Source organism: Enterobacter sp. Taxon_2 (assembly GCF_058355295.1).
This window is the reverse complement of sequence record NZ_CM178024.1, coordinates 1,541,578-1,563,533: the sequence shown is the minus strand read 5'-3', so window position 1 is coordinate 1,563,533 and position 21,956 is coordinate 1,541,578. Positions and strand designations below refer to the sequence as shown.

The following is a 21,956-nucleotide window of genomic DNA, read 5'->3' as shown; positions in this document are numbered from 1 at the left end:
TTTCGCCGAAGATAGCACCCGTCACGCAAAACCCGTATCATTGCGCGCTTTACGTACGATAAAAGTGACCGCCATGACTCAAACGTTTATCCCCGGCAAAGACGCCGCCCTGGAAGATTCCATCGCTCGCTTCCAGCAGAAACTGACCGACCTGGGTTTTAACATCGAAGAAGCCTCCTGGCTCAATCCGGTGCCTCATGTCTGGTCCGTGCATATTCGCGACAAAGAGTGTGCCCTGTGCTTTACCAACGGTAAAGGCGCGACAAAAAAAGCGGCACTGGCCTCTGCGCTGGGTGAGTATTTTGAGCGTCTGTCCACCAACTATTTCTTCGCTGACTTCTGGCTGGGCGAGACCATCGCTAACGGCCCGTTCGTTCACTATCCAAATGAAAAATGGTTCCCGTTGACCGAAGATGACGAACTGCCGAAAGGTATTCTCGACGCTCGCCTGCGTGCCTTCTACGATCCGGACAACGAACTGACCGCCAGCATGCTGATCGATCTGCAGTCCGGTAACGAGGATCGCGGTATCTGCGCCCTGCCGTTTACCCGTCAGTCTGACGAGCAGACCGTCTATATCCCGATGAACATCGTCGGCAACCTGTATGTGTCCAACGGTATGTCCGCCGGTAATACCCGCAATGAAGCGCGCGTGCAGGGTCTGTCTGAAGTCTTTGAACGTCACATCAAAAACCGCATCATCGCTGAATCCATCAGCCTGCCTGAAATTCCGGCAGACGTGCTGGCACGCTACCCGGGCGTAGTGGAGTCCATCGCCAAGCTGGAAGCAGAAGGTTTCCCAATCTTTGCCTATGACGGCTCTCTGGGCGGTAAGTACCCGGTCATCTGCGTCGTGCTGTTTAACCCAACCAACGGCACCTGCTTCGCCTCCTTCGGCGCGCACCCGGACTTCGGCGTGGCGCTGGAGCGTACCGTTACCGAGCTGCTGCAGGGCCGTAGCCTGAAAGATCTCGACGTGTTTACGCCGCCAACGTTTGACGACGAAGAAGTGGCCGAGCATACCAACCTTGAAACCCACTTCATCGATTCCAGCGGCTTAATTTCCTGGGATATGTTCAAGCAGGACGCCGACTATCCGTTCGTGGACTGGAGCTTTGCCGGAACCACGGAAGAAGAGTTCGCTACGCTGATGGCGATCTTCAATGCGGAAGATCAGGAAGTGTACATTGCCGATTACGAGCATCTTGGCGTCTACGCGTGCCGCATTATTGTTCCGGGCATGTCCGACATCTACCCTGCTGAAGATCTTTGGCTGGCGAATAACAGCATGGGTGCGCACCTGCGCGAAACGCTGCTGGCACTGCCGGGCAGCGAATGGGAGAAAGAAGATTATCTGAACCTGATCGCTCAACTGGACGAAGAAGGCCACGATGACTTCACCCGCGTACGCGAACTGCTGGGTCTGGCGACCGGTAAAGACAACGGCTGGTATACCCTGCGTATCGGTGAGCTGAAAGCAATGCTGGCCCTGGCGGGTGGCGATTTGGATCAGGCTCTGGCCTGGACCGAGTGGACCATGGAATTCAACCAGTCGGTCTTCTCTGCCGAGCGCACCAATTATTACCGCTGCCTGCAAACCCTGCTGCTGCTTGCACAGGAAGAGGATCGCGAACCGCTGCAATACCTGAATGCTTTCGTGCGCATGTACGGCGCTGAAGCCGTAGAAGCAGCCAGCGCGGCCCTGAGCGGCGAAGCGCCGTTCTATGGCCTGCAGGCTGTTGATAGCGATCTGAAAGCCTTCCCGGCGCATCAGTCGCTGCTGAAGGCCTACGAAAAGCTGCAGAAAGCTAAAGCCGCTTACTGGTCAAAATAAGCGCATATAACATTACCAGCAGTAGGCGTATTCAATCGTCTGGGCTATATTACGGGGCAATTTCATTGCCCCGTTTTTTATTTTCTTCGGCAATGATTGTTGATTGTAATAATAAAGTTAAATACGGGTAAATATAATAATATTGATCTGGGCTTTACTGTTACTTTTTATGGTTAATACTCCATATTAATTAACTGCTTCAGAGGTGGCTGAACGAAAAAATTCAACTCTTTTCATAACTTTTAAAATTTATTTTTATACGGATAATCAAATACTTACTCCGCATTTGTCGTAAAACCATACACACTGCGGGCCTATAAGCCAGGCGAGATATGATCTATATCAATTTCTCTTCTATAATGCTTTGTTAGTATCTCGTCGCCGACTTAATAAAGAGAGAGTTAGTGTGAAAGCTGACAACCCTTTTGATCTTTTACTCCCCGCTGCAATGGCTAAAGTTGCCGAAGAAGCGGGTGTCTATAAAGCAACGAAACACCCGATGAAGACGTTCTATCTGGCGATCACGGCTGGTGTGTTCATCTCTATCGCTTTCGTCTTCTATATCACCGCCACCACCGGTACTGCCGGAATGCCTTTCGGCATGGCCAAACTGATTGGCGGCATTTGCTTCTCACTGGGTCTGATTCTCTGCGTCATCTGCGGCGCCGACCTCTTCACCTCAACGGTGCTGATTGTCGTGGCCAAGGCCAGCGGAAGAATTACCTGGGGTCAGCTGGCACGTAACTGGCTTAACGTCTACGTGGGTAACCTGGTTGGCTGTCTGCTCTTTGTTTTGTTGATGTGGCTTTCTGGCGAGTACATGACCGCCAACGGTGGCTGGGGCCTTAACGTCCTGCAAACCGCCGACCACAAAATGCACCACACATTTATCGAAGCCGTTGCTCTCGGCATCCTCGCTAACCTGATGGTCTGCCTGGCTGTATGGATGAGCTACTCGGGTCGTAGCCTGATGGACAAAGCCTTAATTATGGTTCTGCCGGTTGCGATGTTCGTTGCCAGCGGCTTTGAGCACAGTATCGCGAATATGTTCATGATCCCAATGGGCATTGTTATCCGCGACTTTGCGAGCCCGGAGTTCTGGACCGCAGTTGGTTCATCCCCGGAAAGTTTCTCTCACCTGACTATTATGAATTTCATTACTGATAACCTGATCCCTGTCACTATCGGGAACATTATCGGTGGGGGTCTGTTAGTTGGGTTGACATACTGGGTCATTTACCTGCGTGGCGATGATCATCATTGATGGTTTTCTCAGGCAGTAAATAAAAAATCCACTTAAGAAGGTAGGTGTTACATGTCCGAGCTTAATGAAAAGTTAGCCACAGCCTGGGAAGGTTTTGCGAAAGGTGACTGGCAGAATGAAGTAAACGTACGTGACTTCATTCAGAAAAACTATACCCCGTATGAAGGTGACGAATCCTTCCTGGCTGGCGCAACTGACGCGACCACCAAGCTGTGGGACAGCGTAATGGAAGGCGTTAAACTGGAAAACCGCACTCACGCGCCAGTTGATTTTGACACCTCCGTTGCTTCCACCATCACTTCTCACGATGCTGGCTATATCAACAAAGCCCTTGAGAAAATCGTTGGTCTGCAGACTGAAGCACCACTGAAACGCGCAATCATCCCGTTCGGTGGCATCAAAATGGTTGAAGGTTCCTGCAAAGCGTATAACCGCGAGCTGGACCCAATGCTGAAAAAAATCTTCACCGAATACCGCAAAACCCACAACCAGGGTGTATTCGATGTTTACACCAAAGACATTCTGAACTGCCGTAAATCTGGCGTTCTGACTGGTCTGCCAGATGCGTATGGCCGTGGCCGTATCATCGGTGACTACCGTCGCGTTGCGCTGTACGGTATCGACTTCCTGATGAAAGACAAATACGCTCAGTTCGTGTCTCTGCAGTCCGATCTGGAAAACGGCGTAAACCTGGAAGCGACTATCCGTCTGCGTGAAGAAATCGCTGAACAGCACCGCGCGCTGGGTCAGATCAAAGAGATGGCGGCTAAATATGGCTGCGATATCTCTGGTCCTGCTACCAACGCTCAGGAAGCTATCCAGTGGACCTACTTCGGCTACCTGGCCGCAGTTAAGTCTCAGAACGGTGCAGCAATGTCCTTCGGTCGCGTATCCACCTTCCTGGATGCGTACATCGAGCGTGATATCAAAGCAGGCAAAATCACCGAGCAAGACGCTCAGGAAATGATTGACCACCTGGTCATGAAACTGCGTATGGTTCGCTTCCTGCGTACTCCAGAATACGATGAGCTGTTCTCCGGTGACCCAATCTGGGCAACTGAATCCATCGGCGGTATGGGCGTTGACGGCCGTACTCTGGTAACCAAAAACAGCTTCCGCTTCCTGAACACCCTGTACACCATGGGTCCTTCTCCGGAGCCGAACATCACCGTTCTGTGGTCTGAAAAACTGCCTCTGAACTTCAAGAAATTCGCCGCTAAAGTGTCTATCGATACCTCTTCTCTGCAGTACGAGAACGATGACCTGATGCGTCCGGACTTCAACAACGACGATTACGCTATCGCTTGCTGCGTAAGCCCAATGGTTGTTGGTAAACAAATGCAGTTCTTCGGTGCGCGTGCAAACCTGGCGAAAACCATGCTGTACGCAATCAACGGCGGTGTTGATGAAAAACTGAAAATGCAGGTTGGTCCTAAGTCTGAGCCGATCAAAGGCGACGTTCTGAACTTCGATGAAGTCATGGACCGCATGGATCACTTCATGGACTGGCTGGCTAAACAGTACGTCACTGCACTGAACGTTATCCACTACATGCACGACAAGTACAGCTACGAAGCCTCTCTGATGGCGCTGCACGACCGTGACGTTATCCGCACCATGGCGTGTGGTATCGCTGGTCTGTCCGTTGCTGCTGACTCCCTGTCTGCAATCAAATATGCGAAAGTTAAACCAATTCGTGACGAAGACGGCCTGGCTGTAGACTTCGAAATCGAAGGTGAATATCCGCAGTTTGGTAACAACGACTCTCGCGTTGATGACATGGCGGTTGACCTGGTAGAACGTTTCATGAAGAAAATTCAGAAACTGACTACCTACCGTAACGCTATCCCGACTCAGTCTGTTCTGACCATCACCTCTAACGTTGTGTATGGTAAGAAAACCGGTAACACCCCAGACGGTCGTCGTGCTGGCGCGCCATTCGGCCCAGGTGCTAACCCAATGCACGGTCGTGACCAGAAAGGTGCGGTTGCCTCTCTGACCTCCGTTGCTAAACTGCCGTTTGCTTACGCGAAAGATGGTATCTCTTACACCTTCTCTATCGTGCCAAACGCGCTGGGTAAAGACGACGAAGTGCGTAAAACTAACCTCGCGGGTCTGATGGATGGTTACTTCCACCACGAAGCGTCCATCGAAGGTGGTCAGCACCTGAACGTGAACGTTATGAACCGTGAAATGCTGCTCGACGCGATGGAACACCCTGAGAAATATCCTCAGCTGACCATCCGCGTATCTGGCTACGCAGTACGTTTTAACTCCCTGACTAAAGAACAGCAGCAGGACGTTATCACCCGTACTTTCACTCAGTCCATGTAAGTGGAATTGACTGAAATCACGCGTTAACAAGCGTACAATAAAGGCTCCACGTCAGTGGGGCCTTTTTAGCACCCTCTCCACCTCAGTCTCTTTTGTCCGCTATCTATACTGAATGGATAACAGCCAAAACAGACTTAACACAGCCGGCTTTGAGCTGTGCATACACAGGCCCGGGACGGGCCGATGATGGAGATATCACCGCAATGTCAACTATTGGTCGTATTCACTCCTTTGAATCCTGTGGCACCGTCGATGGCCCGGGTATCCGCTTTATCACCTTTTTCCAGGGCTGCCTGATGCGCTGCCTGTACTGCCATAACCGTGACACCTGGGACACGCACGGCGGTAAAGAAGTCACCGTCGACGATCTGATGAAAGAGGTGGTGACCTATCGCCACTTTATGAACGCCTCCGGCGGCGGCGTCACCGCATCCGGCGGTGAAGCCATTCTGCAGGCTGAATTTGTCCGCGACTGGTTCCGCGCCTGCCGCAAAGAAGGCATTCATACCTGTCTCGATACCAACGGCTTTGTACGTCGCTACGATCCGGTTATCGACGAGCTGCTCGAAGTGACCGATCTGGTGATGCTCGATCTCAAACAGATGAACGATGAGATCCACCAGAACCTCGTTGGTGTTTCAAACCACCGCACGCTGGAATTTGCCAAATACATTGCCGATAAAGGCATTAAAACCTGGATCCGCTACGTGGTGGTGCCTGGCTGGTCAGACGACGACGACTCCGCGCACCGCCTCGGGGAATTTACCCGCGATATGGGCAACGTCGAGAAAATCGAGCTTCTGCCCTATCACGAGCTGGGTAAACATAAGTGGGTAGCAATGGGTGAAGAGTACAAACTCGATGGCGTGAAGCCGCCGAAAAAAGAGACGATGGAACGCGTCAAAGGTATTCTTGAACAGTACGGTCACAAAGTGATGTATTAAAGAAAAGGCCCGGTAAAAACCGGGCCTTTTTATATTCTATTTAAAGACGCCGTTAATAACGGCCGTCACAATCGCAGTACTCAGCGCAATTAAGACCAGGTCGTCACCCACTACGCGCCATTCATAGCCGGGATAGGAAGGAAGCTGGTCCAGCATTGAGGCCGGCACGGCCTTCTTCGCAATACCTGGAGGCAGTGGTTTACCGCGCGCCAGGTTTTTTGCGATCCCCGGAGGCAGAGACTTATAGCCCGTTAAGCCGTAATTCACGGCCAGATGGCGGGCATGATCGAAGCTCACGCGAGCATCAACGTCATTACCGACATCTTTGCTGTTTTTGAAGTTCTTATCCGATTTACCAGGGTTATCCTGACCGTTATTTTGCTTATTACCATGGTTACCAGCATTACCAGAATTCCCGTTACCATGATTGCCGCTGTTACCCTGTCCGCCTCCGTTTCCGTGACCATTGCCGTTCCCGTTGCCAGGATTAGCCATGACCGGAGCCGTTGCAAACGTTAAAGACAACACTACGGCCAGTGCGGTAGTGGAAAAACGACGAATAGACATGATTGCTGCCTTATTGTGGTAGGAGTCACCTGAATTATCGTCCGGCACAATAAACAAACAATAAGTAAAACTCTGAGTTGTGGTGGGGACAAAAAAGCCTGTCATCGACAGACTTTTAATTCATCAGGCATGAGCCACAGGCGTTGGGTGCTCTCCCGCTTTGCGCAGCAGCATTAAAAGATAAATAAACGATACGCTGGCGATCATGATAAACAATAAATTATCAGAGTAATTCTGCATCAGCATCGCGGTAAACGTCGGCCCTAATAAACTGCCGATGGTATAGCTCAGTAACAGCGCCTGGTTCATTGCCACCAGCTGGTGATGTTCTACTTTCTCACAGGCCCAGGCCATCGCAACCGGATAGAGCGTAAAGCCGGCGGCCCCGAGAATAAACAGCGCAGGCGCCATCGCGGCGTTGCTGAGCATGGCAAGACAGCCCATGATCACCACGAAGACCTGAACGCGCAGCACCAGCAGACGACCGAAACGATCCGCCAGACGGCCAATCGGCCACTGCCCGACAATACCCGCGCTTACCATGACCGCCATCCAGAAGCCAATTCCGGAATCGCTGACGCCCTGATGATTAAGATAGAGCGGCATCAGGCCATAGAGCGAGCCCAGTACAATCCCCGAGATAATGCAGCCGTTAACGCCCAGACGCGCCTGACGGAGTCTGAGCATTGGCCAGACGTGTGTCGCTTCCTGATGCTCGCTGTTCTGGTTCACAATGCGCGTAAAGAGCAGCGGCAGGATCGCGGCCAGCACCATGCCCGTTACCCACGGCAGAACGCTCATCAGGTCGGTTGGCAGCTTGCTGACCATCAGTTGTCCCAGCACGGTGCCGACGTAGTAAACCATCATATAGGCCGCCAGCAGCCGACCGCGGTTGCGGGTGGTGCCGCTGCACATGAGCGCACTTTCAACCACCACCCAAATCATCGCGCAGCCTACGCCAGCGATAAAGCGCCATGCCATCCAGCTCCAGAAGCCGACCATCAGGCCAAGCCCGGCACACCCGGCGGCGAAAATCAGCGATGCCAGATAATAGCTGCGATTAAAGCCAAAGCGCTTAATCAGGCTCCCGGTCACCAGCGTACCCAGCAGGTTCCCGGTAAAAAAGGACGAGCTGACCATACCCACCTGCCAGGTCGGTAAGTTTTCATGGGCGAGCCACAGCGGGACGAGCGTATTTAACACTGCGATCGCCAGGGTCAACAGAAGCAGGCCACAGAGCAACAGCAGCACTGGCCGGGTATAGGTGGTCATGGATTAAAAACCGTGAGGAAGTTCAGATTTCGTGCGCATCATGCCACTGGCAAAAACAAAGTCAATCCACTGATTTAGCCGCCTCGCACAATATGTTCCCTGTCGATTTAAAAAACTTATCCTGCTAATGCCACGCCTGCTATAGATATTAATTATGTCTCTGTTTTCATTTATTAATGGGCAAAATTAAAACAAAACGACAGTCGAAAAATTTCATGATCGAAAAAAGCAAAAGCCGGGCACTCAGGCCCGGCTTGATATAACCCAATACACCGTTAACTGGCGACAGCCATACCTACGGTCATATGCAACCCGTAGAACACGCCGCGACCAATCAGCTCACCCGCCAGTACCAGCACAAAAGCCAGTGACAGCAGCGGTAGCGCAGGCTGATAACCTTTGAGCTGAGGGGCAATCCAGAATACCAGCGCGGCGACCAGCAGAACGATACGCCAGGCCATCAGAGAACCGTAGTCCGGCACCAGGGCAGAGGCCTGCTGGATAGAGCTGTGAATGGTTGCCAGTTCAGAACCCTGCATCAGGGCGACCATCGCACTCACTACCAGCGCCAGCAGCGAAACAGCGGGCAGCAAACGCATTGCCCACCCGTCTACGCCCGCCACGCGCAGCAGCAGGTAGCCCAGCAGCGGCCCGCCGATAAACATCGTCAGGAAGAAGCTCATCGGCGTCCAGACGCTGTACCAGGTTGGAACGGTATCGATAGTGTTATAGACACGCACCATCATCCACACGAACACCACGCCCAGCACCATGGTCACGATCAGCCACAGGCTGCGCAGACCCGCAGGTAATTTCTTCAGCACGGCCAGCAGCCAGCCTAGCCCACCGACGGCAAAGAAAATTGCCCCGCTGGCAATCTCATTACTCAGTGACGAGGCCCCCACGCGGTTCAGAGAATTGAACGCGCGCATTGGTGAACCGAGGTGCAGCGTAGAAGCAATAAAGCCAAGCCCCATCAGTACCCACAGGCCAAACATGCTCAGTACCAGACGCTGCTGCTGTTCAGCATTGAGATTACCCTTCAACAGCGCCATCGCGAGCACAATGAAGCCACCCGCCACGCACTGACCAAAGACCGTGAAGATCATCAGCGGCCATTCATGCCATCCACTTCCCATCTCACACCTCCTTCGGATTTGCCAGGTAGCCGGTGGTGTCACCTGTAGGACGGCTGTTGGCGTTAGGTTTAATCACAATACTTGGCTTCGTGAAGTGCGCAGACGGCAGCGGCGCCACGGCGGCAAGCTGACCATGTTTTTGACGCAGCTCTTCAATAGGACCAAAGTCCAGCGCGCGCAGCGGACAAGACTCGACGCAAATCGGCTTTTTGCCATCCGCTACGCGGGTGTGGCAGCCATCGCATTTGGTCATATGGCCTTTAGCGGCATTGTACTGTGGCGCGCCATACGGACAGGCCATATGGCAGTAGCGGCAGCCGATACAGACATCTTCATCCACTACCACAAAACCGTCTTCGCGCTTGTGCATCGCTCCGCTCGGGCAGACCTTGGTACAGGCCGGATCTTCACAGTGGTTACAGGCAATCGACAGGTAGTACGCAAAGACGTTCTGATGCCAGACGCCGTTATCTTCCTGCCAGTCACCTCCGGCGTATTCGTAGATGCGGCGGAAACTGACGTCCGGGGTTAGGTCTTTGTAATCTTTACAGGCCAGCTCGCAGGTTTTGCACCCGGTGCAACGGCTGGAATCAATAAAAAATCCATACTGGGTTGTCATCGGCTACTCCTTAAACCTTTTCAACCTGGACAAGGTTTGTGTGGGATGGGTTGCCCTTCGCCAGCGGCGACGGACGCTGCGTGGTCAGCACGTTAATACTGCCCGCCTGGTCGATGCGGTTGGCATCAGGGCTGTACCAGGCCCCTTCCCCCAGCGCCACCACGCCTGGCATCATGCGCGGCGTCACTTTGGCCTCAATGTGCACCTCGCCGCGACCGTTGAAGATGCGTACGCGATCGCCATTGCTGATGCCGCGCGCTTTCGCATCCATCGGGTTGATCCACATCTCCTGACGGCAGGCGGCTTTCAGCACGTCGACGTTGCCGTAGGTGGAGTGCACGCGCGCTTTGTAGTGGAAACCGGTCAGCTGCAGCGGGAATTTCGCCGTCAGCGGATCGTTGTAGTTTTCAAAGCCCGGCGTGTAGATCGGCAGCGGATCGATGACGTCCCCTTCCGGCAGCTCCCACGTTGACGCAATGTTTGCCAGTGCTTCGGAGTAGATTTCGATTTTGCCCGACGGCGTGGTCAGAGGGTTCGCCTGCGGATCTTCACGGAACGCTTTGTACGCCACGTGGTGCCCTTCCGGATCGCGCTGTTTGTACATCCCCTGCTTGCGGAAGGTATCAAAGTCCGGCAGGTCAGGAATCGCCTTACGGGAGAGTTCATGCAGATGGCGCATCCACCCTTCCTGAGTACGTCCCTCGGTAAACTGCTGCTCAACGCCAAGACGTTTCGCCAGCTCAGAGGTCATCTCATAAATGGTTTTGCACTCAAAGCGCGGTTTAATCGCCTGGTCGGTAAAGATCACGTAGGACATGTTGCCGCAGGAGGCGTCCAGCGCGAAATCCATCTGCTCAGAGGCGGTGCAGTCCGGCAGCAGGATATCGGCATATTTTGCCGAGGAGGTCATGTGGCAGTCGATCACTACAATCATCTCGCACTTCTTGTCATCCTGCAGGATTTCATGGGTGCGGTTGATTTCTGAATGCTGGTTGATGAGACAGTTACCGGCATAGTTCCAGATCATCTTGATCGGCACGTCCAGCTTGTCTTTGCCGCGTACGCCGTCGCGCAGGGCGGTCATTTCCGGACCCCGTTCGATCGCATCGGTCCACATAAACATGGAGATGCTGGTCTGAACCGGGTTATCCAGCGTCGGCATACGTTCGAACGGCACTTCATATGAGCCTTCACGCGCGCCGGTGTTACCGCCGTGAATGCCGACGTTGCCGGTCAGAATGGAGAGCATGGAGATGGCTCGGGTCGCGATTTCACCGTTCGCATGACGCTGCGGCCCCCAGCCCTGGCTGATGTAGGCCGGTTTGGCTGAGCCAATCTCACGCGCAAGCTGAACGATACGCTCTGGCGGGATGCCGGTGATGGTGGACGCCCATTCCGGCGTTTTTGCTACACCATCGCTGCCCTGACCGAGGATATACGCCTTGTAGTGACCGTTAGCCGGCGCGCTGGCGGGCAGGGTTTTCTCGTCATAGCCGACGCAGTATTTATCCAGGAAAGGTTGATCGACAAGGTTTTCGGTGATCATCACCCACGCCAGCGCCGAGACCAGCGCCGCATCAGTGCCCGGACGAATGGGGATCCACTCATCTTCGCGTCCGGCACCGGTGTCGGTATAGCGCGGATCGATGATGATCATGCGGGCATTGGATTTAGCGCGAGCCTGTTCGAGGTAGTAGGTTACTCCGCCACCGCTCATGCGGGTTTCACCCGGGTTGTTACCGAACAGCACGACCAGCTTACTGTTTTCGATATCGGACGGGCTGTTGCCGTCAGCCCAGCCGCCGTAGGTGTAGTTCAACCCTGCCGCGATCTGCGCCGAGGAGTAGTCGCCATAGTGATTGAGATAACCGCCGCAGCAGTTCATCAGGCGCGCCACCAGCGTTTTACCCGGTGGCCAGGAGCGGGTCAGCGTGCCGCCAAGCGTCCCGGTACCGTAGTTCAGGTAGATAGATTCATTACCGTACTCTTTAATCAAACGCTGCATGTTGGTGGCGATGATGTCGTAGGCTTCGTCCCAGCTAATTCGCTCGAACTTCCCTTCCCCGCGCTTACCGACGCGCTTCATCGGGTATTTCAAGCGGTCCGGATTATAGACACGACGACGCATGGAGCGACCACGCAGGCAGGCACGGACCTGATGTAACCCTTCGTAATTATCGTCCCCGGTATTGTCGGTTTCGACATATTTAATTTCACCATCCACCACATGCATACGTAGCGGACAACGGCTACCGCAGTTGACGGTACAGGCACTCCACACCACTTTTTCCGGCGAAGTGGCCGGAGACAGAGCCTCTGCCGCCGACGCCAGTCGGGTAAAGGGGAGCGTGAAGGCACTGCTGGCTACGGCCAGGCCGCCTATGGCCGTGGTTTTCATCAACCCACGGCGAGTGACCTCGGCAGCCATTAATGCTTCAGGCGCGTTGATTTTCATAGAGACTCACTTTGGTTGCTCACAAAGAAAAGAGAGGCGGTGCATACCGCTATGTAGTTTTATATATAACGAATGTCTTCGTTATCAGCTTTTTGTGCTGACTTTCATTCGGAGGAGTATTACTACTTTAGAGGGAGAGGTTATTGCTTCGTATCAAATCAAAGGCATAAAAAAAGCGCCCTGAGGCGCTTTTTTGTTTTAAGACAAATATTAGCCGATGTACTGCTGGCCTTTCATGTATGGACGCAGCACTTCAGGGATCTCAATACGACCGTCTGCCTGCTGGTAGTTTTCCAGCACGGCAACCAGCGTACGGCCTACAGCCAGACCAGAACCGTTCAGGGTATGCACCAGACGGGTTTTCTTGTCAGATTTGCTGCGGCAGCGAGCCTGCATGCGGCGCGCCTGGAAATCCCAGACGTTAGAGCAGGAGGAAATTTCACGGTAGGTGTTCTGCGCGGGCACCCACACTTCCAGATCGAAGGTCTTGCAGGCGCCAAAGCCCATATCACCGGTACACAGCGCCATACGACGGTACGGCAGACCCAGCAGCTCCAGCACTTTCTCAGCGTGGCCGGTCATCTCTTCCAGCGCGTCCATGGACTCTTCAGGACGAACGATCTGCACCATCTCAACTTTGTCGAACTGGTGCATACGGATCAGACCGCGCGTGTCGCGACCGTAAGAACCGGCTTCAGAACGGAAGCACGGAGAGTGCGCCGTCAGTTTGATTGGCAGGTCGTCTTCGTCGATGATCTCATCACGCACGAGGTTAGTCAGCGGCACCTCCGCGGTTGGGATCAGCGCGTAGTTGCTGCTGTCTGCTTCCTCGTCCAGCGGACGGGTATGGAACAGATCGCCGGCAAATTTCGGCAGCTGGCCCGTACCGTACAGCGTATCGTGGTTAACCAGATACGGTACGTAGGTTTCGCTGTAACCGTGCTGCTCGGTGTGCAGATCCAGCATGAACTGCGCCAGCGCACGGTGCAGATGGGCAATCTGGCCTTTCATCACCACGAAGCGAGAACCGGTCAGCTTAACCGCTGCCGCAAAGTCCAGGCCCGCGTGCATTTCGCCCAGCGTCACGTGATCGCGCACCTCGAAGTCAAACTCACGAGGCGTGCCCCAGCGTTTCACTTCAACGTTGTCGTTTTCATCTTTGCCGACAGGCACGCTGTCGTCAGGAATATTCGGGATAGCCAGGGCAATATCACGAATCTCGGCCTGAAGAACGTCCAGCTCAGCTTTCGCCTGATCCAGTTCTTCACCCAGTTTGTTCACTTCCAGGCGTAATGGCTCAATATCTTCCCCGCGCGCTTTCGCCTGGCCGATGGATTTCGATCGAGAGTTACGCTCTGCCTGCAGATTTTCAGTTTGTACCTGCAGAACTTTACGACGCTCTTCAAGAGCGCGCAGCTTATCTACATCCAGCTTAAAGCCCCGGCGTGCCAGTTTTTCAGCGACTGCGTCTGGCTCATTACGCAGCAGATTGGGATCGAGCATGCTTATCCTGTGCTTATCGAATTAAAATAGGAAAATGTGACCACAGCCTGCGGCCACAAGGATACATTGCCAACATTACCGCAACGATTGAACTAACGGTAGCGTTTTATAGGGCTATTTTGATCCTGTCCGGCGAGCCAGGTGAGCTTTTCACCAATCTTGCCTTCAAGACCTCTGTTTGTGGGGCGATAATAGCGCGTTTGTGCCATCTCCTGCGGGAAATATTCCTCCCCGGCAGCGTAGGCATTGGGTTCGTCGTGAGCGTAGCGATACTCCTGCCCGTAACCCATCTCTTTCATCAGCTTGGTCGGCGCGTTACGCAGATGAACCGGCACATCGTAGTCCGGGCGTTCGCGCGCGTCGGACATCGCCGCTTTGAAGGCGGTATAAACCGCATTGCTTTTCGGCGCGCAGGCCAGATAGACAATCGCCTGCGCTATGGCACGTTCGCCTTCCGCGGGTCCAACGCGGGTGAAGCAGTCCCAGGCCGACAGCGCGACCTGCATGGCGCGAGGATCGGCATTGCCGACATCTTCTGATGCAATCGCCAGGCAGCGACGCGCGACGTATAACGGATCGCCGCCCGCAGTGATAATGCGCGCGTACCAGTAAAGCGCCGCATCCGGCGCGCTGCCGCGCACGGACTTATGCAGCGCCGAGATCAGGTCGTAAAAACGGTCGCCTTTGTTATCGAAACGCGCGCTGCGCTCCCCGGCAATTTCGGTGAGCAGCTCCTGCTTCAGCACCCGCTTCCCGGCATCGTCAACTTCGGCCATATCGGCCATCATTTCCAGCGTATTCAGCGCCCGACGCGCATCGCCGTTGACCAGCTCGGCAATCGCACGACGCGTGTCGTCAGGCAGAACGATATCCTGCCCGCCGTAGCCCCGCGCTTTGTCGTCCATCGCCTGAGTAAGAACCTTTTCGATATCCTCGGTCGTCAGCGATTTGAGCAGGTAAACGCGCGCGCGGGAAAGCAGCGCCGAGTTCAGCTCAAACGACGGGTTTTCGGTGGTCGCGCCGATGAAGAAGATCGTGCCGTCTTCAATATGCGGCAGGAAGGCATCCTGCTGGCTCTTGTTGAAGCGGTGGACTTCGTCCACGAAGAGGATGGTGCGCCGCCCGGCATTGCGGTTCTGCCGCGCACGCTCGATCGCCTCACGGATCTCTTTCACACCGGAGGTGACCGCCGAGATGCGTTCGACGTCCGCGTTGGCATAACGGGCGATTACTTCTGCAAGCGTGGTCTTGCCGGTGCCAGGAGGCCCCCAGAGGATCATGGAGTGAAGATGCCCGGCCTCAATGGCGCGCGGCAATGGCTTACCGGCAGCCAGCAAGTGTTGCTGGCCGATGTACTGCGCTAAATTTTCTGGCCGCATGCGAGCGGCCAGAGGTTGAAACGCATTATCTGAAAAATCGAGCGACAGATTGCCCACTCACGCCTCTTACTTATTGCGTTGGTCGTCCACCGTTACGCCCTTCGGCGGGGTAAAGGTGAATTTCGATGCATCAACGGCGCCGTTCTGCTGAGATTTAAGCTGGTAGCTGCTGCGCTGATCGTCCTGCTCAACCGCGCCGAACTGATTAATGGTACCGTTGGTGCTTACGTTAATGGTGAACTGCTTCAGGTTGCCGTTGCTACCTTTCGGCGTCAGGACAAACTCGTCACCCGTCTGTTTAATATTGTACTGCTGCCAGTCGCTGGCCTGGTTACGGGCAATCAGCATAAACGGCGTATTGCTGGTGGCATCCTTCAGCCAGGTCGCCGTAGCCTGCTCAACGAACGGGTTGAAGAACCATAAGGTTTTGCCGTCAGACACCAGGATGCTCTCATCCGGCTGGGTCATGTGCCAGTTGAACAGATTCGGGCGTTTTACCCACAAATCTCCCTGGCCTTCCTGCACCGCGTTGCCGCTGCCGTCAGTCACTTTTTGCGTGAAGCTGGCGTGGAAGCTGCTTACTTTATCCAGTCGGCTTTTAAGGTCGCTGGCTGCATCAGCCCAGACGCTGCTGGCGACAAAACTGGTGAGTAATGCACAGGCGATGGCGATTTTTTTCATTGTTATTCCTTAAAATACGTCTTCCCGATATGGGGTTTCCGTCTTCTATTCTGGACCTGCCCGAAGGCAGGCGACAGAAGAAAATGCTTAATTTTGGCTGATTTACCCTTCTTTGCAATCGCTGAAGGTTAATCAAACGGCGGCGGTGCCAGCACCTCGCGGTTACCGTTATGCCCCTGCTCGCTCACAATGCCCTGCGCTTCCATCTGCTCGATGATACGCGCCGCGCGGTTATAGCCGATGCGGAACTGACGCTGCACCCCAGAGATGGACGCTTTGCGTTTTTCGGTAACGAAGCTAACCGCCTGATCGAATAACGGATCCAGCTCTTCGCCGCCGTCGAAGCCACCGCCGCCGCCTTCGCTTTCCGTATCGCTGGTGATGCCGTCAACATATTGTGGACGACCGCGCGCTTTCCAGTCCTGCACGACGGCGTGAACTTCCTCATCGCGGACGAACGCACCGTGGACACGCACCGGAGAGGTGGAGTTCGGGCCGGAATAGAGCATGTCACCCATACCCAGCAGCGACTCTGCGCCGCCCTGGTCAAGAATGGTACGGGAGTCAATTTTACTTGATACGGTAAAGGCGATACGCGTCGGAATGTTCGCTTTGATAAGGCCGGTAATAACGTCCACGGAAGGACGCTGGGTCGCCAGCACAAGGTGAATACCGGCCGCACGCGCTTTCTGCGCCAGACGGGCAATCAACTCTTCCACCTTCTTACCGACGGTCATCATCAGGTCAGCGAATTCATCGACCAGCACGACGATATAAGGCAGTTTTTCCAGCACCGGATGCTGGGCATCCATGCTGTCACCCGGTTTCCAGTAAGGATCCGGAATCGGACGTCCCATGCGCACCGCCTGGGCGATTTTCTCGTTATAACCGGCCAGGTTACGCACGCCCAGCGCAGACATCAGCTTGTAGCGGCGTTCCATCTCATTGACGCTCCAGCGCAGGGCGTTGGCAGCATCTTTCATGTCGGTCACAACTTCGGTCAGCAGATGCGGGATGCCTTCATAGACCGACAGTTCGAGCATTTTCGGGTCGATCATGATGAAACGCACATCTTCCGGCTGCGCTTTATACAGCATGCTGAGGATCATGGCGTTCACACCGACAGACTTACCGGAACCGGTAGTACCCGCGACCAGCAGGTGAGGCATTTTCGCGAGATCTGCCACCACCGGATCACCCGCAATATCTTTACCCAGCACCACGGTCAGCGGGGATGGGTTATCGCGGAATTTGGTGTTATCCAGCACTTCACGCAGGTAGACGGTTTGACGCTTCTTGTTCGGCAGCTCCAGGCCAACGTAAGGCTTGCCCGGAATCACTTCCACCACACGTACCGCCACGGTCGACAGAGAACGCGCCAGGTCGCGGGACAGGTTGGAAATGCGCGCGGCTTTAACGCCAGGCGCCAGATTCAGTTCAAAACGGGTGATAACAGGACCCGGCGAGTAGTTCACCACGTCCGCCTTGATGCGGAAGTCAGCCAGACGGGCTTCGACCAGACGCGCCATTTGTTCGAGCGCGAAGGTATCGACCGGTTCCACTTCTGACGGCGGCGGCGTTAACAGATCCAGAGACGGCAGCGGCGTGCTTGGACGCTGCAGCGGACGGCTGTCACCGTTACGCATCAGCAGCGGGTGAATCAGGCTCTCCTGCGGCTGAGGCACAGGCTGCTGGAACTGCGGCGGCTGTGGTGCCTGCTGCGGTTGCGCATACGGCTGCTGAACAGGTTGTTGAGGCTGCGAGTATGTCTGTGATGCTGGCTGCTGGCGCACAGGCTCTGCTTCCGGCATCACGCTCGGGGTAAATAAAGGCTCGCTCGGGCCATCATCCACCAGATCCTTCATCGGCGAGAATTCAAAATCAGACAGCGAGAACGGGTTTGCACCCGCTGGTTGCTCACCGGAATAGCGCTGCTGCTGGGTGGCGGCAAACTGGCGCGCCAGTTCTGCTTCTGCCGCGTCCTCTTCATCTTCCAGCATCGGTTCATCGTGCTGGTATTCTTCACCGTAGCGCTGATTCTGCTGCGCAGCGAACTGGCGGGCCAGCTCGTCCTGCTGCATTTCATCGGCGTCATCTTCGTAGTCAGACTCGCGCGCTTTCTCTTCAGCCATACGCTGGGAAGGCAGCTTGATACCGTAGGAGGCAAGCTCTCGGCGGGTTGGAACGCGAACGCGGTTAGGGCGAGGCAGTTGCGGACCAATTCCCTCCTTCACCTGAGGGCGTGGCGCGCCCCCTGTTGCCAGACTAAAGACAGGTGCAGCCGCGGCAGCGGCCGCAGTAGCCTGCTTCACACTTTCCGCTACCGGTGCGACTGCAGGCGTCGGGTCGATCGGTGGAACGGAAACAGAAGGCGCTTTCGTCACCGGCTCCTGCACCGGTTCAGGCACCGGCTGGTACCAGGCAGCCAGCTGCTCGCGTTCACGCGCACGACGCTCTTCGACTTCTTCGAAATAGTACAGCGGTGGGCGGGCGGGCTTCACCTCTTCCACGATTTCAGGTTCAGGCTGCGGCTCAACATAAGGCTGCACAGGTTCAACCGGTTCAGGCACATACTCCTGATAAGGTTGGGCCACCGGCTGTTCATCGTACGGGTAATTTTGCGGTTCATACGCAGGCTGCGGCGGCTGATAAGGCTGCTGCCACTGCTCCTGCTGAACAGGGACGTAGCTTTCAGGTTCAGGCGCGATAACGGGCTCCGGCGTGTGAACACCGGGCGCAGTCTGCCAGTCAACCTGCGGCTGCTGAATAACGGATTCCGGCGGCGAAACCGGCGCGGATGACATCACAGCGTCGACCGGCGCGGCATACGCCTGCGCAGCGGTCGTCGCGGCGGCTGCTGCCGCAACCGGCTCGGTAACCGAGTGGCCATTTAACAGCGGATCGTATTCGTCGAAGTCACCCGGCATGGCCCGGCTGCCGGAGAAGAGCACATCGTCAGGATCGACGGCGACACCCGCCGCGCGATACGCCACCTGCTCGTCTTCATCCATGCGTTTACCGGAGAAGAGCGCCGCATCGGTTTTACGGCCAAGCGGGTTGGCAAATTTCTCAGCAACACGCTGACGACGCGCCAGCGCGCCGCGCAGAATACGCGCACGACGAGACTCGCGACGCTGCACAGGCGCGTCATCTTCCTCTTCCTCTTCGTACTCGTCTTCATCAACCCACGTATCGTCACGACGGGTACGGTTGCTGGCGAAGGTCAGAATAGTGAGGATAAAACTGCCGATTTTCTCGGCAATGCTCACCCAGGACCAGCCGGTAAACAATGTCAGCCCGGCCGCCCAGATGCAGAGCAATGCGAGCGTGCCGCCGCTGCTGTGCAGCATCGGCTGTAGCGCAGAGCTCAACAAACTGCCGATCACCCCGCCCGAGGCGAAGTACCAGATATCATCCGCATTAATCGCTGCCAGCCCGCACGAGGTGAGGATCAGCGCCAGCGCGCCAATCAGGCGCAGCGACACGGCGAAATAGTCGATGTAATCATCGTTCTGACGATGACGCCACGCAAACCAGCATCCGCCAATGATAATGACGGGAAGGGTATAGGCCATCACACCGAAAATGAAAAACAGCGTGTCCGCAAGCCAGGCACCGGGGACACCGCCTAAATTATGGATAGGCTCATGCCATGCAGTTTGTGACCAGCTGGGATCCGAGGGGTTGAAACTGAGTAAGGCTGCCATCAGCCAGATGGCAAAAAGGGCAATAACAATCAGCAAAGCCTCGAGGAGACGACGTCCGCTGCTTAGCTTCGATAGTGTGACTTCTTTGTCTTCAGTGTATTCCTGGCTCAAGAAAGGCTCTCCAGGTATCAGGCATATCCTGCCTGTTTGCTAAAACGGACAACAGTGCCGGGACTCCCCGGCACTGTTGCTGTATGGATTAACAGGAGTGTAATCAAACTACGCTGATTTTGCACCTGTTCCGTGTTAGCGCGTCTTAATAACCAGACGATTGCTCTGTTTGACCTCTTCCATCACCACATAGGTACGGGTGTCGTTCACGCCTGGCAGACGCAGCAGGGTTTCACCCAGCAGCTTACGGTAGGCGGACATATCAGGCACACGGGTTTTCAACAGGTAGTCGAAATCACCGGATACCAGGTGACACTCTTGAATTTCTTCAAGTTTCTGTACAGCGGCGTTAAATTGCTCAAACACATCCGGCGCACCACGATTCAGAGTAATCTCAACAAATACCAGAAGTGAGGCATCCAGATAATGCGGGTTCAGCAGAGCAGTATAGCCCTGAATGAAACCCTGTCTTTCCAGTCGGCGCACACGCTCAAGGCACGGCGTCGGGGAAAGTCCCACACGTTTTGAAAGCTCGACGTTGGAAATACGCCCATCCTTTTGCAATTCATTAAGAATGTTACGATCGATACGGTCGAGATCTTTGCCAGGGCGCTTCTTGCTATCTACCATTATTATTGTCTCTCTGTATTCCTTCCCTACTCCTGCCTGGACCCTGTGCACATCACTGTTCAGAGCCTGTACCCGTTAGTCATCACATCGCCTGATTATGTATTAGACGCGATGCGGATTCGGGTTCTGTTGGTAAGAAGACCGTTGCCCGAAGGCAGTCACCGACATCACGTATGGCGTCTGTCCACGCCATGCGTAGATTTCACTGACCCGGTAAAAATGGCATTTACGTGCATGCCTATGCGGCATACGGTTAACACGGTTTTTTCTTCTTCCTTGAATGTTTTCGCAAAAGCGCAGGGGATTGTCAAAGCAAAACATCGTTTTTTAGTACAACATGCCGGATATTCATTGCGGCAGGGTATTAATCCTCATTTTATTGCCTTACAAACGACCGGTTTTCAGGAGAAAGCGTGATGTTATCGCGCGCTATTCATCGTCCGTGGCTATTACACAGATTGATATCAAAATTGCTGCGCTCTTTTTTTACGACAACAAATTCCCTACAATCCAGCCAAATGTCTGCCAACAACAATGGGGATCTCATGGGCACGGCCAAACACAGTAAGCTGCTAATCCTTGGTTCTGGACCTGCGGGATATACCGCGGCGGTCTATGCTGCACGCGCTAACCTGCACCCGGTACTCATCACCGGCATGGAAAAAGGCGGTCAGCTGACCACCACCACCGAAGTGGAAAACTGGCCAGGGGACCCGAACGACCTGACCGGGCCGCTGCTGATGGAGCGTATGCACGAGCATGCTGCTAAATTCGAAACCGAAATTTTGTTCGATCACATCAATAAGGTCGATCTGCAGAACCGTCCGTTCCGCCTGACGGGCGACAGCGGCGAATACACCTGTGACGCGCTGATCATCGCCACCGGCGCCTCTGCCCGTTACCTCGGTCTGCCATCCGAAGAAGCGTTCAAAGGCCGCGGCGTTTCTGCCTGCGCAACCTGCGACGGTTTCTTCTACCGCAATCAGAAAGTCGCGGTCATCGGCGGCGGCAACACCGCCGTGGAAGAAGCGCTCTACCTGGCGAACATTGCCTCTGAGGTGCATCTGATCCACCGTCGCGACACCTTCCGCGCGGAGAAGATCCTGATCAAACGCCTGATGGATAAAGTGGCAAGCGGCAACATCGTGCTGCACACCAACCGTACCCTGGAAGAGGTGACGGGCGACCAGATGGGCGTTGCCGGTCTGCGTATCCGTGATACCCAGAACACCGATAACGTCGAAACGCTGGAAGTGGCGGGTCTGTTTGTGGCCATCGGTCACAGCCCGAACACCGCGATCTTCGACGGTCAGCTGGAGCTGGAAAACGGCTACATCAAAGTGCAGTCCGGCATTCACGGTAACGCGACCCAGACCAGCATCCCGGGCGTGTTCGCGGCCGGCGACGTGATGGACCATATTTACCGTCAGGCGATCACCTCTGCGGGCACCGGCTGTATGGCCGCGCTGGACGCTGAACGCTACCTCGATGGGCTGGCTGAACAAGGTAAATAATCT

Annotated in this window: 15 protein-coding genes; 5 read left to right on the top strand and 10 right to left on the bottom strand. The window is 54.9% G+C overall.

Features of this window, described 5'->3' with window-relative positions; genetic code table 11:
* Window positions 1-73 precede the first annotated feature (73 nt).
* The 4 genes from ycaO to pflA all read left to right on the top strand — a co-directional run bounded on the left by ycaO (window position 74) and on the right by pflA (window position 6,376).
* Window positions 74-1,834, top strand: coding sequence for a 30S ribosomal protein S12 methylthiotransferase accessory factor YcaO (ycaO, locus tag AC4IC4_RS07275; protein ID WP_290094673.1), 1,761 nt, complete (start codon window positions 74-76; stop codon window positions 1,832-1,834).
* Window positions 1,835-2,240: 406 nt separating this feature from the next.
* Window positions 2,241-3,098 carry a formate transporter FocA gene (gene focA, locus AC4IC4_RS07270; RefSeq protein ID WP_008499974.1) on the top strand — a complete coding sequence of 286 codons (858 nt, stop codon included), beginning with the start codon at window positions 2,241-2,243 and terminating at the stop codon, window positions 3,096-3,098.
* Window positions 3,099-3,149: 51 nt separating this feature from the next.
* A complete protein-coding gene (gene pflB / locus AC4IC4_RS07265) occupies window positions 3,150-5,432 on the top strand; it encodes a formate C-acetyltransferase (RefSeq protein WP_024907798.1) in 2,283 nt (760 codons plus the stop codon).
* Window positions 5,433-5,635: 203 nt separating this feature from the next.
* Window positions 5,636-6,376 (top strand): pyruvate formate lyase 1-activating protein, encoded by a 741-nt coding sequence (gene pflA, locus AC4IC4_RS07260; RefSeq protein WP_024907799.1) that lies wholly within the window; start codon window positions 5,636-5,638, stop codon window positions 6,374-6,376.
* Between the two features lie 36 nt (window positions 6,377-6,412).
* Here the strand turns inward: pflA and AC4IC4_RS07255 are convergent, their stop codons facing one another.
* From AC4IC4_RS07255 to lrp, 10 genes are all read right to left on the bottom strand, one after another.
* Window positions 6,413-6,943, bottom strand: a complete 531-nt coding sequence (locus AC4IC4_RS07255; RefSeq protein WP_032649196.1) for an anti-virulence regulator CigR family protein — start codon at window positions 6,941-6,943, stop codon at window positions 6,413-6,415.
* Window positions 6,944-7,066: 123 nt separating this feature from the next.
* A complete protein-coding gene (locus tag AC4IC4_RS07250; RefSeq protein ID WP_048990991.1) occupies window positions 7,067-8,215 on the bottom strand; it encodes an MFS transporter in 1,149 nt (382 codons plus the stop codon).
* Window positions 8,216-8,490: 275 nt separating this feature from the next.
* On the bottom strand, window positions 8,491-9,354 hold the full coding sequence (locus AC4IC4_RS07245; protein ID WP_491472452.1) for a dimethyl sulfoxide reductase anchor subunit family protein: 864 nt from the start codon (window positions 9,352-9,354) through the stop codon (window positions 8,491-8,493).
* A 1-nt stretch (window position 9,355) separates the two neighbouring features.
* The gene (locus AC4IC4_RS07240) at window positions 9,356-9,973 is read right to left on the bottom strand and encodes a DMSO/selenate family reductase complex B subunit (protein WP_021240882.1); all 618 of its coding nucleotides are present in this window, start codon (window positions 9,971-9,973) and stop codon (window positions 9,356-9,358) included.
* A 10-nt stretch (window positions 9,974-9,983) separates the two neighbouring features.
* Window positions 9,984-12,428 carry a dimethylsulfoxide reductase subunit A gene (gene dmsA, locus AC4IC4_RS07235; RefSeq protein WP_491472451.1) on the bottom strand — a complete coding sequence of 815 codons (2,445 nt, stop codon included), beginning with the start codon at window positions 12,426-12,428 and terminating at the stop codon, window positions 9,984-9,986.
* Window positions 12,429-12,638: 210 nt separating this feature from the next.
* Window positions 12,639-13,931: a serine--tRNA ligase gene (serS, locus tag AC4IC4_RS07230; protein WP_008499983.1), complete on the bottom strand. Its 1,293-nt coding sequence runs from the start codon at window positions 13,929-13,931 to the stop codon at window positions 12,639-12,641.
* A gap of 92 nt (window positions 13,932-14,023) precedes the next feature.
* The gene (gene rarA / locus AC4IC4_RS07225; protein ID WP_491472450.1) at window positions 14,024-15,367 is read right to left on the bottom strand and encodes a replication-associated recombination protein RarA; all 1,344 of its coding nucleotides are present in this window, start codon (window positions 15,365-15,367) and stop codon (window positions 14,024-14,026) included.
* Window positions 15,368-15,376: 9 nt separating this feature from the next.
* Complete coding sequence (gene lolA, locus AC4IC4_RS07220; protein ID WP_024907806.1) at window positions 15,377-15,991, bottom strand: outer membrane lipoprotein periplasmic chaperone LolA; 615 nt, start codon at window positions 15,989-15,991, stop codon at window positions 15,377-15,379.
* Between the two features lie 128 nt (window positions 15,992-16,119).
* Window positions 16,120-19,809 carry a DNA translocase FtsK 4TM domain-containing protein gene (locus tag AC4IC4_RS07215; RefSeq protein WP_491472449.1) on the bottom strand — a complete coding sequence of 1,230 codons (3,690 nt, stop codon included), beginning with the start codon at window positions 19,807-19,809 and terminating at the stop codon, window positions 16,120-16,122.
* Between the two features lie 135 nt (window positions 19,810-19,944).
* Window positions 19,945-20,439, bottom strand: a complete 495-nt coding sequence (gene lrp, locus AC4IC4_RS07210; RefSeq protein ID WP_000228469.1) for a leucine-responsive transcriptional regulator Lrp — start codon at window positions 20,437-20,439, stop codon at window positions 19,945-19,947.
* Window positions 20,440-20,984: 545 nt separating this feature from the next.
* Here lrp and trxB point away from each other — a divergent pair.
* The gene (gene trxB / locus AC4IC4_RS07205; RefSeq protein ID WP_024907808.1) at window positions 20,985-21,953 is read left to right on the top strand and encodes a thioredoxin-disulfide reductase; all 969 of its coding nucleotides are present in this window, start codon (window positions 20,985-20,987) and stop codon (window positions 21,951-21,953) included.
* The last annotated feature ends 3 nt before the right edge of the window (window positions 21,954-21,956 follow it).

Bases quoted from the DNA above. Each gene is read 5' to 3' on its own strand.
- AC4IC4_RS07255 (WP_032649196.1), bottom strand. From the start codon at position 6,943: ATGTCTATTCGTCGTTTTTCCACTACCGCACTGGCCGTAGTGTTGTCT.
- lrp (WP_000228469.1), bottom strand. From the start codon at position 20,439: ATGGTAGATAGCAAGAAGCGCCCTGGCAAAGATCTCGACCGTATCGAT.
- trxB (WP_024907808.1), top strand. From the start codon at position 20,985: ATGGGCACGGCCAAACACAGTAAGCTGCTAATCCTTGGTTCTGGACCT.
- AC4IC4_RS07250 (WP_048990991.1), bottom strand. From the start codon at position 8,215: ATGACCACCTATACCCGGCCAGTGCTGCTGTTGCTCTGTGGCCTGCTT.
- pflB (WP_024907798.1), top strand. From the start codon at position 3,150: ATGTCCGAGCTTAATGAAAAGTTAGCCACAGCCTGGGAAGGTTTTGCG.
- ycaO (WP_290094673.1), top strand. From the start codon at position 74: ATGACTCAAACGTTTATCCCCGGCAAAGACGCCGCCCTGGAAGATTCC.
- pflA (WP_024907799.1), top strand. From the start codon at position 5,636: ATGTCAACTATTGGTCGTATTCACTCCTTTGAATCCTGTGGCACCGTC.
- AC4IC4_RS07245 (WP_491472452.1), bottom strand. From the start codon at position 9,354: ATGGGAAGTGGATGGCATGAATGGCCGCTGATGATCTTCACGGTCTTT.
- lolA (WP_024907806.1), bottom strand. From the start codon at position 15,991: ATGAAAAAAATCGCCATCGCCTGTGCATTACTCACCAGTTTTGTCGCC.
- serS (WP_008499983.1), bottom strand. From the start codon at position 13,931: ATGCTCGATCCCAATCTGCTGCGTAATGAGCCAGACGCAGTCGCTGAA.
- AC4IC4_RS07240 (WP_021240882.1), bottom strand. From the start codon at position 9,973: ATGACAACCCAGTATGGATTTTTTATTGATTCCAGCCGTTGCACCGGG.
- dmsA (WP_491472451.1), bottom strand. From the start codon at position 12,428: ATGAAAATCAACGCGCCTGAAGCATTAATGGCTGCCGAGGTCACTCGC.